General features: G+C 73.8%; 10 protein-coding genes and 2 tRNA genes. 1 reads left to right on the top strand and 11 read right to left on the bottom strand.

Translation table 11 applies throughout. The annotated features are described in order from the left end of the window. Window positions 1-36: 36 nt before the first annotated feature. The 8 genes from ASG41_RS14745 to ASG41_RS14715 form a co-directional block, all read right to left on the bottom strand. On the bottom strand, window positions 37-597 hold the full coding sequence (locus tag ASG41_RS14745; protein ID WP_056296185.1) for a DUF2020 domain-containing protein: 561 nt from the start codon (window positions 595-597) through the stop codon (window positions 37-39). 83 nt (window positions 598-680) lie between these two features. Then, window positions 681-753 (bottom strand) — tRNA-Ala (locus ASG41_RS14740). 25 nt (window positions 754-778) lie between these two features. Next, entirely contained in the window at window positions 779-922 is a 144-nt protein-coding gene (locus ASG41_RS24295; protein ID WP_200938935.1) for a DLW-39 family protein, read from the bottom strand. Window positions 923-1,011: 89 nt separating this feature from the next. Next, a tRNA-Ile gene (locus tag ASG41_RS14735) sits at window positions 1,012-1,085 on the bottom strand. 154 nt (window positions 1,086-1,239) lie between these two features. Next, window positions 1,240-2,169 carry a DUF3566 domain-containing protein gene (locus ASG41_RS14730; protein WP_056296183.1) on the bottom strand — a complete coding sequence of 310 codons (930 nt, stop codon included), beginning with the start codon at window positions 2,167-2,169 and terminating at the stop codon, window positions 1,240-1,242. 155 nt (window positions 2,170-2,324) lie between these two features. Beyond that, the gene (gene gyrA, locus ASG41_RS14725) at window positions 2,325-4,793 is read right to left on the bottom strand and encodes a DNA gyrase subunit A (protein ID WP_056296180.1); all 2,469 of its coding nucleotides are present in this window, start codon (window positions 4,791-4,793) and stop codon (window positions 2,325-2,327) included. Window positions 4,794-4,962: 169 nt separating this feature from the next. Continuing rightward, window positions 4,963-7,005: a DNA topoisomerase (ATP-hydrolyzing) subunit B gene (gene gyrB / locus ASG41_RS14720; protein ID WP_056296177.1), complete on the bottom strand. Its 2,043-nt coding sequence runs from the start codon at window positions 7,003-7,005 to the stop codon at window positions 4,963-4,965. A 253-nt stretch (window positions 7,006-7,258) separates the two neighbouring features. Then, window positions 7,259-8,662 (bottom strand): APC family permease, encoded by a 1,404-nt coding sequence (locus tag ASG41_RS14715; protein WP_056296175.1) that lies wholly within the window; start codon window positions 8,660-8,662, stop codon window positions 7,259-7,261. Window positions 8,663-8,771: 109 nt separating this feature from the next. Between ASG41_RS14715 and ASG41_RS14710 the strand changes: the two genes are divergently transcribed. Continuing rightward, window positions 8,772-9,698, top strand: coding sequence for an NAD(P)H-binding protein (locus tag ASG41_RS14710; protein WP_235564812.1), 927 nt, complete (start codon window positions 8,772-8,774; stop codon window positions 9,696-9,698). On the opposite strand, the gene ASG41_RS14705 is transcribed toward ASG41_RS14710, so the two are convergent. The 3 genes from ASG41_RS14705 to ASG41_RS14695 are packed head-to-tail and all read right to left on the bottom strand — an operon-like array spanning window position 9,682 to window position 13,351. Beyond that, on the bottom strand, window positions 9,682-10,461 hold the full coding sequence (locus tag ASG41_RS14705; RefSeq protein ID WP_157519427.1) for a hypothetical protein: 780 nt from the start codon (window positions 10,459-10,461) through the stop codon (window positions 9,682-9,684). The genes ASG41_RS14710 and ASG41_RS14705 overlap by 17 nt on opposite strands. Window positions 10,462-10,469: 8 nt before the next feature. Beyond that, window positions 10,470-12,248 carry an ABC transporter ATP-binding protein gene (locus ASG41_RS14700; RefSeq protein WP_082556945.1) on the bottom strand — a complete coding sequence of 593 codons (1,779 nt, stop codon included), beginning with the start codon at window positions 12,246-12,248 and terminating at the stop codon, window positions 10,470-10,472. Further along, window positions 12,245-13,351 carry a hypothetical protein gene (locus ASG41_RS14695; RefSeq protein ID WP_056296165.1) on the bottom strand — a complete coding sequence of 369 codons (1,107 nt, stop codon included), beginning with the start codon at window positions 13,349-13,351 and terminating at the stop codon, window positions 12,245-12,247. The genes ASG41_RS14700 and ASG41_RS14695 overlap by 4 nt, the downstream gene beginning before the upstream one ends. Window positions 13,352-13,365: the final 14 nt, after the last annotated feature.

Below are 13,365 nucleotides of genomic sequence, written 5' to 3'. Positions count from 1 at the left end.
GGCCGCTCCCGGCCGAGTCCGGCCGAGCCCGGCCGCTCAGAGCACGGCGGTGACCGCCTGGGCGAGCTCCCGGGCCTGCAGGCTGGACTGCTGGTTGATCGTGACGACGACGACCAGGGTGCCGTCGGCGACGGCGATCACCGTGCCGTCGTCGGTGGAGGCGATGCCGCCGCCGTCGGCGACGTCGTCCACGGCGGTGCCCCCGATGTCGGCCACCCGCTGCACCGCGGCGGTCCGTGCGGCGACCGGGTCGGCGGTCTGGAGCACCTCGACGACGGCGGCGGGTTCGTCGTCGGGCTTGAGGAACGTGCAGGTGGGCGGTGCGCCGCCGGGGACGCCGGTGGTGGTGACCGTGGGGGTCTGCTGCCCGACGGTGTCCTGGACGGTGGCGGTGTCGAGGTAGGGGCAGTCCTGCTCGGTGGTGACCGGTTCGGGCGCGGGCGTGGGGCCGGCGCTCTGCGTCGTCGGTGCCGCCGGGGTGCTGCTGACCGGCGCGCCGGTGGGCGGGCTCGTCGGGGCGGCGGCGTCCGGCTCGCTGCCGCACGCGGTCAGGGCGAGGACGGCGACACAGGGCAGCAGCCAACGGGGAGCACGCACCCGGCGATCATCCCCTGCCCGCCCGGGGTGGTCACGGGGGCGCGGCGGGGGTGCGGGTGGTGCTGCACGGTCGGTGCGGTGGGTGGAGACGAGGGGAATCGAACCCCTGACCCCCGCCTTGCAAAGGCGGTGCTCTACCAATTGAGCTACGTCCCCGGGTCGCGGCGCGAGCCGCGGGTGTTCAGCGGGTGGGCGGTGTGCTGACGGCCTGCGGACCGGTGGTGGCCTGCGCCCACAGGTCCTGGTCGCCCTTGGCCGCGGTCCGCTTCCGGACGGCGACGAGGGCGCCGGCGGCGAGTGCTGCCACCGCGAGGGACTTCAGCACGGGTGGGGACCTCCTCGACGAGTCGGCCCCCACGAGTGCGGGGGCCGGTGTCCGTCGCGGCGCCGGGAGGCCCCACGGCGGTGCACGGGTGGGCCTGGGAGGACTTGAACCTCCGGCCTCATCCTTATCAGGGATGCGCTCTAACCGTCTGAGCTACAGGCCCGTGAACCTCCGAAACCATACCTGCCCGCCTCACCGCGCTCACACGCGGGGTCGAAGCGGAACGGCCCCCGCGCGAACACCGAGCGGATGGGACGGCCCCCTCGCAGGGTCCCGGCCCGCGCGGAGCGTGGGTCGGGGGGCGAGGAGATCCTCTCTCAGTCGCGCTCGGCGAGGGTGACCTCGAGGCCACCGACGAGGTCTGAGCACAGGTTGTAGACGAAGGTGCCCACCGTGCACAGCGCGGTGAACAGCACGATGTTGACCGCGCCGATGACGGCGGCACCACCGAAGACGATCCCGGGCGTGATGACCGCACCGGCGCCCTCGGCGTCACCGGAGGTGGAGCCCAGCTGGCCGATGAGGTCGTTGAGGGTGGTGAACACGCCCAGCCCGTTGAGCACGCCGTAGAGGACGCCCACGGCGACCATCCAGACGAAGAACAGCGCGATGGCCAGCACCAGGGAGATCTTCAGCGCCGACCAGGTGTCGATGTGGCGCAGCTGCAGGCGGGCCCGGCGCGGGCCGCGGCCCTTGTCCTTGCCGGCACCTCGGACCCGACCGCTGCCGGACTCGTCGGAGCCACCACTGCCGCCGTTGCCGCCGGTGGGGCGACCGGGGCCGCCGGGACCGGACGGGCCGGCCGGCCCACCGGTGGCCGGGGTGGCCGCGCCGGTGCGGGCCTGGCCGCTGCGCGCGGGCTCACCGGCGGGCGTGCGGGGGGGCGCCGTGGACGCGGCCCCGCGGGTGGGGGCGCTGGCGGCGGCGGGCCGCTGCTGCGCGGGCGCCTCGCGGGGTGCGCGGGCGGCCGGGGTCTGGCTGGTCGCGGGGGCAGCGGCCCGGGCGGCGGGGGCGGAGGCACCCGCAGCGGACGCCGTCCCGGTGGTCGGACGGGCCGGGGTGGCCCCGCCCCAGCCGGGTGCGGCCGCCGGCTTGCCGGGCTTGGCCGGCGCGGCCGCCTCGGGGGTGGCCGCGGGCTTGCCCTCGGCCTTGGTCGAGCCGCCCACGGGCATCGCCTGGGTCTGCGGCGCCGAGGGCGCCTGCTCACGGCTGTCGGCCCTGACCGAGCCCTGCGTCCGGTCGCTCATGCCGTACTCCCGTCCCCGGACGACCCTCGTCGCCCCTTTGCGCCCGGCGTCCCCCCGCGACGGGAGGACGTCCGCGCATCGGTCATGCCCGTGCGCTCCAGACCGACCGGGACCGGACTGGTCGGTCCGGTCCCGGGTCTGGCATCGGCCTCAGCCTAGGCGTCGGGCTCGTCGTTGTCCGTCGTCCGGGCGATCGCGACGATCGAGACGTCCTCCGGCAAGTTCATGAGCTTGACACCCATGGTGGCCCGGTCCTTGTTGTGACGGACGCCGTTGACCGGCGTGCGGATGACCCCGCCGGTCGAGGTGATCGCGTAGAGCTCGTCGCCCAGCACCACCGACAGCGCTCCGACCAGCACGCCCTTGCGGGACTTGGGGTCGGCGGTGAGCACGCCCTTGCCACCGCGGTTCTGCTCGGGGTAGTTCTCGATCCCGGTCCGCTTGGCGTAGCCGCCCTCGGTGGCGACCAGGACGTCGACGCCCTCGGTCACCACGATCATCGACAGCAGCCGGTCGTCGTCGGACAGCGAGATGCCGCGCACGCCCTCGGTGGCCCGGCCCATCGGGCGCAGCTGGCTGTCGTCGGCCTTGAAGCAGATCGACATGGCCTTGCGGGTGACCAGCAGCAGGTTGGCGTCCGGGGCGATAAGCGCGGCACCGACCAGCTCGTCGCCCTCGCGCAGGTTGATCGCGATGACCCCGCCGCTGCGCGGGGAGTCGAAGTCGGCCAGCCGGGTCTTCTTGACCTGGCCGTTCGCGGTGGCCAGCACCAGGTAGGGGGCGACCTGGTAGTCCTTGATCTGGATGACCTGGGCGATCTTCTCGTCGGGCTGGAAGGCCAGGATGTTGGCCACGTGCGCGCCACGGGCGGTGCGCGCCGCCTCGGGCAGCTCGTAGGCCTTGGCCCGGTACACCCGGCCCTTGTTGGTGAAGAAGAGGATCCAGTCGTGGGTCGAGCCCACGAAGAACTGCTGGATCAGGTCGTCCTGCTTGAGCGTGGCGCCCATGACGCCCTTGCCGCCGCGACGCTGGGAGCGGTACAGGTCGGCCTTGGTCCGCTTGGCGTAGCCGGTGCGGGTGATCGTGACGACCACCTGCTCCTCGGCGATGAGGTCCTCCATGGACACGTCGCCGTCGTGGGCGACGAAGTTGGTCCGCCGGTCGTCGCCGTACTTGTCGACGATCTCCTGGAGCTCGTCGCGGACGATCTGGCGCTGCCGCTCCGGGCTGTCCAGGATGGCCTGCAGCTCGGCGATGCGGGCCTCGATCTCGGCCAGCTCGTCGAGGATCCGCTGCCGTTCCAGGGCCGCGAGGCGGCGCAGCTGCAGGTCCAGGATCGCCAGCGCCTGCGCCTCGTCGACGTCGAGCAGCTCCATCAGGCCGGTGCGGGCGGCCTCGGCCGACGCGCTGGCCCGGATCAGGGCGATGACGGCGTCGAGCTGGTCGAGGGCCTTGGCGTAGCCACGCAGCAGGTGGGCGCGCTCCTCGGCCTTGCGCAGCCGGTAGCGCGTGCGCCGCTGGATGACCTCGATCTGGTGGGTGATCCAGTAGCGGATGAGCTCGTCCAGGCGCAGCGTGCGCGGCACGCCGTCGACGATGGAGAGCATGTTGCAGCCGAAGGTCGTCTGCAGCTGGGTGTGCTTGTAGAGGTTGTTCAGCACGACCTTGGCCACCGCATCGCGGCGCAGGGTGATGACCAGCCGGCGCCCGACCCGGTCGGAGGACTCGTCGGCGATCTCGGAGATGCCCTGGAGCCGGCCGTCGCGCACGCCCTCGGCGATCGCCTCGGCCAGGTTGTCCGGGTTGACCTGGTAGGGCAGCTCGGTGACCACGAGCTGCACCCGGCCCCGGCTGTCCTCCTCCACCGAGACGACCGCGCGCATCCGGACCGAACCGCGACCGGTGCGGTAGGCGTCCTCGATGCCGTCCCGGCCGACGATGAGGCCGTGGGTCGGGAAGTCGGGCCCCTGGACGACGGCCATGCAGGCGGTGAGCGCCTCTTCGTGCTCGGCCTCGGGGTGGTCCAGCATCCAGTAGACGGCCTGGGCGACCTCGCGCAGGTTGTGCGGGGGCATGTTCGTCGCCATCCCGACCGCGATGCCCGCCGAGCCGTTGACCAGCAGGTTCGGGATGCGCCCGGGCAGGACCAGGGGCTCCATGTTCTTGCCGTCGTAGTTCGGCTGGAAGTCCACGGTGTCCTCGCCGATGTCGGCGAGCATCTCCATGGCCAGCGGGGTGAGGCGGGCCTCGGTGTAGCGCATGGCCGCGGCCGGGTCGTTGCCCGGGGAGCCGAAGTTGCCCTGCCCGTCGATCAGCGGGTACCGCATCGACCAGGGCTGGGCCAGCCGCACGAGGGCGTCGTAGATCGAGGAGTCACCGTGCGGGTGGTAGTTGCCCATCACCTCACCGACGACGCGCGCGCACTTGACCGTGGCGCGGTCGGGGCGGAAGCCCTGGTCGTACATCGCGAACAGCACGCGACGGTGCACGGGCTTGAGCCCGTCACGCACCTCGGGCAGCGCACGCCCGACGATGACGCTCATCGCGTAGTCGATGTAGCTGCGCTGCATCTCCTGCTGGAGGTCGACCGGCTCGATGCGGTCGCGGCTCGGGGTCTCCGTCACGGTTCAGTTCTCCACAGGTCGGTACACAGCGGTGGACAAAACGCCAGGTCGACAACGGGTTCAGGTGTCGTCGAGATGGCCGTCGGGTGTCTGCCCGGCCCCCTCACAGACCCCCGTGCCGCGCGGGGCGCGGCACGGGGGGCGAGGCACGGGGGCGAGGGGTCCTCGATCAGACGTCGAGGAAGCGGACGTCCTTGGCGTTGCGGGTGATGAAGGAGCGCCGGGCCTCGACGTCCTCGCCCATCAGGATGCTGAACAGCTCGTCGGCCGCCGCGGCGTCGTCCAGGGTGACCAGCGAGAGGATCCGGGAGTCCGGGTTCATCGTGGTCTCCCACAGCTCCTTGGCGTCCATCTCGCCCAGGCCCTTGAACCGCTGGATGGCGTCGTCCTTGGGCAGCTTGCGGCCCTCGGCGGCACGCGCCTTGAGCAGCGCGTCCTTCTCGGCGTCGGTGTAGACGTAGTCGTCGGCGTGCTTGGCACCCCACTTGACCTTGTACAGCGGCGGGTTGGCCAGGTAGACGTGGCCGGCCTCGACCAGCGGGCGCATGAACCGGAAGAGCAGGGTCAGCAGCAGGGTGCGGATGTGCTGGCCGTCGACGTCGGCGTCCGCCATCAGGATGATCTTGTGGTACCGCAGCTTGGCGATGTCGAACTCGTCGTGGATGCCGGTGCCGAAGGCGGTGATCATCGCCTGGACCTCGGTGTTCTTCAGCACCCGGTCGATGCGTGCCTTCTCGACGTTGATGATCTTGCCTCGGATGGGCAGGATCGCCTGGAACATCGAGTCCCGGCCGGACTTGGCCGAACCGCCGGCCGAGTCGCCCTCCACGATGTAGACCTCGGAGTTGCGCGGGTCCGTGGAACGGCAGTCGGCGAGCTTGCCCGGCAGGCCGGTGGAGTTCAGCGGGCTCTTGCGGGCCAGCTTGCGGGCGTCCTGTGCGGCGCGGCGGGCCCGGGCGGCGGAGCTGGCCTTGGTGATGATCGTCTTGGCCTCGGCGGGGTTGGCCTCGAACCAGTGGCCGATCTGCTCGTTGCAGGTCTTCTGCACGAAGCCCTTGACCTCGGTGTTGCCCAGCTTGGTCTTCGTCTGGCCCTCGAACTGGGGGTCGCCCAGCTTCACCGAGACGATCGCGGCCAGGCCCTCGCGGATGTCCTCACCGGTGAGCTTGTCCTCCGGCTTGTCCTTGAGGATCTTCTTCTCCACCGCGTACCGGTTCACGATCGAGGTGAGCGCCGCGCGGAAGCCCTCCTCGTGCGTGCCGCCCTCGTGGGTGTTGATGATGTTGGCGAAGGTGTGCACCGACTCGGAGTAGGACTCCGACCACTGCATCGCGACCTCGAGGCTCATCGCGGTGTCGTTCTTGCCCACGCCGTCGGCGGCGAAGGCCACCACGGACTTGTGGATCGGGGCGCGCTTGGCGTTGAGGTGCCGGACGTAGTCCGACAGACCGCCGTCGTAGCGGTAGGTGACCTCGGTGGGCTCGAAGGCCTCCTGCTCGGCGGCCGCCTCCACGGGTGCGGCGGCCTCGGCCAGCGAGGGGACGTCGCCCAGCCCGGTCTCGGCCTGGGTCTGCCCGCGGCGCTCGTCGCGCAGGATGATGGTCAGCCCCTTGTTCAGGAACGCCATCTCCTGCAGCCGGCGGCGGATCGTCTCGAAGGAGTAGACCGTCGTCTCGAAGATCGAGGGGTCGGCCCAGAAGGTGATCGCGGTGCCGCGCTTGTCGGTGGACCCGACCGTCTGCAGCGGGCCGGGCACCGTCTCGGTGTAGTGCTGGAAGTACTCGGTGCCGTCGCGCCAGATGTTGACGTCGAGCTCGGTGGACAGCGCGTTGACCACGGTGACGCCGACGCCGTGCAGACCACCGGAGACGCCGTAGGACTTGCCGTCGAACTTGCCGCCGGCGTGCAGGATCGTCAGCACGACCTCGACGGTCGGGCGCTTCTGCACCGGGTGCTCGTCGACCGGGATGCCACGGCCGTTGTCCTCGACCCGGACACCGCCGCCGTCGAGCAGGGTCACCCGGACGGTGTCGCAGTACCCGGCCAGCGACTCGTCGACGGCGTTGTCCACGACCTCCCACACCATGTGGTGCAGGCCGCGCTCGCCGGTCGAGCCGATGTACATGCCGGGGCGCTTGCGGACCGCCTCCAGCCCCTCGAGGACGGTGATGGAGGAGCCTGAGTAGGCGTTCTGCTCGGTCGTGCTGACCACGGGGGGCCCTTCTGCTCGCGCGACGCCGCCGGGCCGCACGGGTGGCGACGACGTCGAGTCGAGGGCCCAGAACGGCGCTCAGCGGGCTGCTGGCGGTGTGACCTCCTCATCGTACCGGGTCCCGGTCACCAGACGGCACCGTCCGCGCCCCCACGTCGTCCCTGCCGTCCCAGCGGGACCCCGACCACCACCGGTCTTGGCCCGGCGGGTGACACGCCCTCCTCGGACGGGTGAGACGGGTGGGGCGGCCCGGTCAGTTCCGCGGGCCGCTCGGGCCGTCGCCCGACAGCGCTTCCGGGTCGAGGGCTGCCGTCGTCCCGGTCCGCCGGTCCACCACGACCGTGACCGCCCACAGCGCGACGCCGATCAGCAGCAGCACACCGGCGATCTGGTACTGCACCACGGGCCGCCCGGCCCACGGCGTGGCCAGGAAAGCGCAGGCCAGGGCCCCGATCACGGGGAGGAACGTGGGGGTGCGGAAGTGGTCGCCGTCCACGGTGTCGCGGCGCAGCACCAGCACCGCGACGTTGACCACGGCGAACACGACGAGCAGCAGCAGCGCCGTCGTCCCGCCCAGGTCGGGGACCGCGCCGACGAAGGTGATCAGGCCGAAGGCGAGGGCGGTGGTGAAGCCGATGGCCACGGTCGGGGTCTGCCGGCGGGCGCTGACCCGGCCCAGCAGCGGAGGCAGCACGCCCTCCCGGCTCATCCCGTAGACCAGCCGGCTGGCCATCAGCATGTTGATCAGCGCGGAGTTGGCGACGGCGAACATGGTGATGACGCCGAACAGGCCCAGCGGGAACCCCGGCGCCCCGGCCGCGACCACCTGCAGCAGCGGGGTGTCGCCCTGGGAGAGCTGCTCGGCGGGGACCAGGGTGATGGCCGAGACCGACACCAGCACGTAGATGACGCCGGTGATCGCCAGCCCGGTGAGCAGCACCTTGGGGAAGATCCGCCGTGGCTCCTTGCACTCCTCGGCCATGTTGACCGAGTCCTCGAAGCCGACCATCGCGAAGAAGGCCAGCCCGGTCGCGGCGATGACCCCGCCGATCAGGCTCATCTCCCCGGTGTCGGCCTGGGTGACCCGGGAGAAGTCGCCCTCGCCGATGCCGATGGCCCACGCCCCGACGCCGATCACGATGAGCAGACCGGTCAGCTCCACACAGGTCAGCACCACGTTGGCCTTGACGCTCTCGCCCACGCCCCGGTGGTTGACCAGCGCGACCAGGCCCATGAAGCCCAGCCCGATCAGGGTGATGCCGATGCCGTCGCCCAGGTCCAGGCCGAACACCTCGGCGGCGTTGGCGCTGAACGCCCGCGCCGCGGTCGAGGCCGAGGTGATCCCCGAGCTCATGACGGCGAAGGCGACCAGGAACGTCAGGAAGTGCACGCCGAAGGCCTTGTGCGTGTACAGCGCGGCGCCGGCGGCGCGCGGGTACTTGGTGACCAGCTCCAGGTAGCTGAACGCGGTCACCAGGGCGACGGCGAACGCGACGGCGAACGGCAGCCAGACGATGCCGCCGACCTGGGCGGCGACCTGACCGGTCAGCGCGTAGATCCCGGTGCCCAGGACGTCGCCGATGATGAACAGCAGCAGCAGACCGGGGCCCATCACCCGCTTGAGCTGGGGCTGCTCGGTCTTCTCGGTGGTGGCCATCGCGTGCACCTCTCGTGGGGGTGTGCCGACGGCGCCGTCGGTGTGCGGGCGATCGTGTCGGTACGGCGCCGTCTCGTCCACTCGGCGCCCGGCCAGCACACTCGTGGGCGTGATCCCCCCGCTGCGCGTGCTGGTGACCGGTGCCTCCGGGCACGTCGGCGGTGCGCTGGTCCCCGCCCTGTTGGCCGCCGGGCACACCGTGCGGGTGCTGACCCGCGACGCCGACCGGGTCGCCGACCGGCCGTGGCGGGAGGACGTCGAGCTGACCGTCGCCGACGCCGCCGACCCGGTCGGGACGGCCCGGGCCTGCGCGGACGTCGACGTCGTGCACTGGCTGGTGCACTCCCTGGACGCCGGGCCCGGGTTCGCCGCGGCCGACCGGGCCACCGCCCGGATCGTGGCCCGCGCCGCCCGCCGGGCCGGGGTGTCCCGGCTGGTCTACCTGGGCGGGCCGCGCCCCACCGGCGAGGCGCTGTCGGACCACCTGCGCTCCCGCGAGGAGGTCGGCGCGCTGCTGCTGTCCTCCGGGGTGCCGACGGCGGTGCTGCGTGCGGCGATCGTGGTCGGCGCGGGGTCGGCGAGCTTCGAGATGCTGCGGCACGTGACGGAACGGCTGCCCGTCCTGCCGGCCCCGGCCTGGGTGCGCACCCGCGTGCAGCCGGTCGCGCTGCGCGACGTCGTCACGGCGCTGGTGGGCGCGGCCGCTCTCCCGGCCCACGTGAACCGGGCCTTCGACGTCGCCGGTCCCGACGTGATGACCTACGCCGAGCTGGTGCAGCGCTACGCCGCGGTGGCCGGACTGGGCCGACGGCGGTTCCTGCCGGTGCCCGTCGGCAGCCCGGCGCTGGCCGCGCTGGGCATCGACCTGCTCACCCCGGTGTCCCGGGAGCTGGCCCGCTCGCTGGTCGAGAGCCTGGGCAACACCGTGGTCGCCGGCGAGGACGACCTCGCCGGGCTGATCGGGTCACCGCCGCGGCTGGGCTTCGAGGACGCCGTCCGCGAGGCCCTGGGTGGGGCGGTCAGCCCCCGGGCGTGACCGTCCAGGTGCCCGAGGTCCGCACGGCCAGCACGCCGGGCATCGGGGTCTCCACCACGGTCGAGTAGGCCTCGGTGTTGCCGAAGACCCGCATCTCCTCGGGCGCCGGGTTCGAGTACGCCCGGGCCCACAGCTCGTCACCGGGGGCGGCGGGAGCCCAGTCGAAGCGGAACACCGGGGCGGCGTCGGCCAGCCGGATGACCGCCGACCCGGTGACCGTCTGTGGGCCGTGGGTCGGCGGCAGGTCGTTCCAGCTGCTCAGCGTGAGGGTCCAGGGGCCCTGGGCGAGGACCCACAGCTCACCGGCCACGGTGCCGTCGTCGGTGACGTTGGTCAGGCCCTGCCCGGACCAGGGCGCGACCCCGCCGACCAGCGGGGTGCTCCGACCGGGCTCGGTCAGCACCCCGTCGGCGGTGCAGGCGGTGCAGTCCAGGGCCGTGACCAGGGCGAACGCACCGACGCCGTAGGTCACCGTGGCGGGGCCGGTGCCGCTGACCGTCGCGGCGGCGCCGTCGGCGACCGGGCCGGCGTCCAGCCGCTGCGCCGGGGCCGTCGGCGTCGCCGGCGCGGGGGCCGCGGTCGGGGACGGGGTCGGCACCGGCGTGCTGGGGGGTGCGGACGTCGCCGCGGCGGTCGTCGCCCCCGGGGACGCCGACCCGCTCACCTGCTGGGTGCAGGCGGTGCCCCCCAGCAGCACGGTCACCAGCAGGACGGTGGCCGGCAGGACGGTGGCCGGCAGGACGGCGGTGCGGACGCGCGACACGGGTCCCATCAGACCAGCAGCTGGGCGGTGGCGAGCTCCCGGTACAGCGGGTCGCTCTCGACCAGCTCGTCGTGCGTGCCCACGGCGACCACCCGGCCGCCGTCCAGGACCACGATCTGGTCGGAGTCGCGCACCGTGGACAGCCGGTGCGCCACCACCAGCAGCGCCCGGTCCTGCGCGGCGGTGGCCAGCGTCTGGCGCAGCAGGGTCTCGTTGCGGGCGTCCAGGCTGGCGGTCGGCTCGTCCAGCAGCAGCAGCGCCGGGCGGGCCAGCAGCGACCGGGCGATCGCCAGCCGTTGCCGCTCCCCACCGGACAACAGCACGCCGTCGTCGCCGACCAGCACGTCCAGGCCCAGCGGGGACCGGGCCACCACCGGGGTCAGCCCGACCGCCTCGAGCACCGCCCACAGCGCCGGTTCGGCGGTGTCCGGGGCGGCCAGCAGCAGGTTCTCCCGGATCGTGCCGGCCAGCACCGGCGCCTCCTGCTCGACGTAGCCCATCCCGGCCCGCAGCACCGCCCGCGGCAGCTCCCGCACGTCGGTGCCGGCCCAGCGGACCGACCCACCGGACAGCGGGTAGAAGCCCTCGACCAGCGCGAGCAGCGTGGACTTGCCCGCACCCGACGGCCCGACCAGCGCCGTCCGGGTGCCGGCGGGGACCGCGAAGGACACCCCGTGCAGCACCCGGGTGCCGTCGGGGTAGTCGAAGTCGACGTCGCGCAGCTCCAGCAGCGGGGTGGGGTCACCGGCCGCGGGCAGTCGCGGCGCCGTCGTCGTCCCGGGGCGCTCGGGGACGTCGTCGTCCTCGGGGGTGAGGGCGAGGACCTCCTGCACCCGGGCCAGGGCACCCAGCCCGGTCTGCAGCTCGGTGTAGGCCCGGATGACCTGGCCCAGCGGCTGGACCAGCAGGAACAGGTAGAGGATGAAGGCGATCAGGTCGGCGATGGAGATCGCGCCGGTGGCCACCCGGTAGCCACCCAGGCCCAGCACCGCCAGGAACGCGCCCTGGATCGCGATGCCGCTGGCCGGGGCGACCAGCGCCTGCAGCCGGGCCACGGCGACCCCGGCGGTGAACGCCTTCTCCGCCGACGAGCCGACCGTGTCGACCTCCCGGCCGGTCGCGCCGCTGGCCCGGATGGTGCGGACGGCGGACAGTGCCCGCTCCACCGCGGCGCTCATCGCGCCGACCTGCTCCTGGGCCTGCCGGGACAGCACCCGGACGCGGCGAGCCGCGGCGATCGCGGTGCCCACGCCGATCGACACCGACGCCAGCGTCACCAGCAGCAGCCAGACGTCGACCAGCGCCATCGCGATCAGCGCACCGACCCCCAGCACCAGCGACCCGCCGACCTCGACGACACCGCTGGTGACCGTGGCCCGCAGCAGCGTGGTGTCCGAGCCGACCCGGCTCATCAGGTCCCCGGTGCGCCGCCGGTCGTACTCGGCGACCGGCAGCCGCAGCAGCCGGTCGGCCAGCGTCCGGCGGGTGGACAGCACGACGCCCTCGGCCGTGCGCTGCAGCAGGTACTGCTGGCCGGCACCGAGCACGGCGGCCGCGACCAGCACGACCACCAGCGTGGCGACGCCGGGCAGCAGCGCGCCGCCCGAACCGACCGCCGACACCACCCGGGACACCAGCAGCGGCTGGGCCAGCGCGGCCGCGGCCGACACCAGCGAGAGCACCGCGGCCGCGACCAGCGCCCGCTTGTGCGGACGCAGCAGCGGCAGCAGCTCGCGCAGCCCCGCCGCCGGCGTCGGTGTCGGGCCCCCGGCAGGGGGCTGGGTCACCCCGCGGCCAGGGCGGCGGTCACCGCGGCCAGCAGCCGGGCGTGGTGCTGGACCAGCAGCGGGCGCTGCGCGTCGGGCCGGACGGCGGCCACGAAGCCCTCCGCCGTCCACAGCTCGTCGCCGTCGTCGCTGCCCAGCAGGGCCTGCCGGACCACCGGGTCGTCGACCAGGCGGCGGACCTGCGGGCCGTCCTCGCGGGTCAGCAGCACCCAGCGCTGGTCGAACTCGGGGTCGCCGCTGGGGATCTGCAGCATGCCGCCGGTGCCGTGCCGCCACAGCCGGGCCGGGCCCAGCCGCAGCGCGGGCACCTGGCCCAGCAGCGGGGCGGCGGTCACCGCGTGGGTGGCCACCCAGCCCCGGCCGTAGGGGGAGACGACGTCGAAGGCGACCAGGTCCAGCCCGTCGGCCCGCCCGCGCAGCACGTTGGTGGGGACGTCGTCCTTGCCGGGCCGGATCGGGGCGGTGCGCACCAGCGCGGTGATCGCGGCGTCCTCGGGGCCGGTGCCGTCGGTCGCCGTCCAGCCCAGCGAAGTGCCCCAGGCGCGCAGGCCGTACCGGTCGGTGGGGTCGACGGGGGGCGGGGCGGGCTGCTCCCAGCCCTGGGTCTCCGGGCCCGACGCGCCCCGGCCGCCGCCGAAGAGGCCGCCGAACAGCCCACCGCGGCGGCGCTCGGGCGGGGCCTGCTGGGGCTGCTGCTGGGGGGTGTCCCAGGGCTCGGGCGACCGCGGCGCGTCCCAGGGGTCCGCGGCCGGGGTGCCGGGGGGCGGCGGGGTCGCGTCCCAGTCCTGCTGGGGCTGGTGGCTCTGCGGCTGGTCGCCCTGGGGCTGCTGCCACTGCGGGGGCTGCCACGGCTGCTGGGGCCGCTCGGGCTCGGCGCTGGGCAGCGACCAGCCCGGGGGCTCCCAGCCCCGGTCGGCGTCGCCACCCGCCGGGGTCGCGCCGCCGGCCGGGGTCGCGCCGCCGGACGGTGCACCGCCGTCCGGCGGGGTCTCCCCGCGGCGGGCGGCGTCGGCACCGCTGCGGTGGTCGGGCTCGGACCAGCCGCGCTGGTCCTCGGGACGCTCGTCTGCGCCGCCGGGGTCGCCGTCGCGGGGGGTGGTCATCGGGGCTCGCTCTC

It is taken from the genome of Modestobacter sp. Leaf380, from assembly GCF_001424485.1.
In the GTDB taxonomy this organism is placed as follows: Bacteria; Actinomycetota; Actinomycetes; order Mycobacteriales; family Geodermatophilaceae; genus Klenkia.
This window is presented reverse-complemented; position numbering and strand designations above follow the sequence as displayed.

Excerpts from the sequence above, each read along its gene's own strand:
- ASG41_RS14730 (WP_056296183.1), bottom strand. The coding sequence starts at position 2,169 with ATGAGCGACCGGACGCAGGGCTCGGTCAGGGCCGACAGCCGTGAGCAG.
- ASG41_RS14715 (WP_056296175.1), bottom strand. The coding sequence starts at position 8,662 with ATGGCCACCACCGAGAAGACCGAGCAGCCCCAGCTCAAGCGGGTGATG.
- ASG41_RS14695 (WP_056296165.1), bottom strand. The coding sequence starts at position 13,351 with ATGACCACCCCCCGCGACGGCGACCCCGGCGGCGCAGACGAGCGTCCC.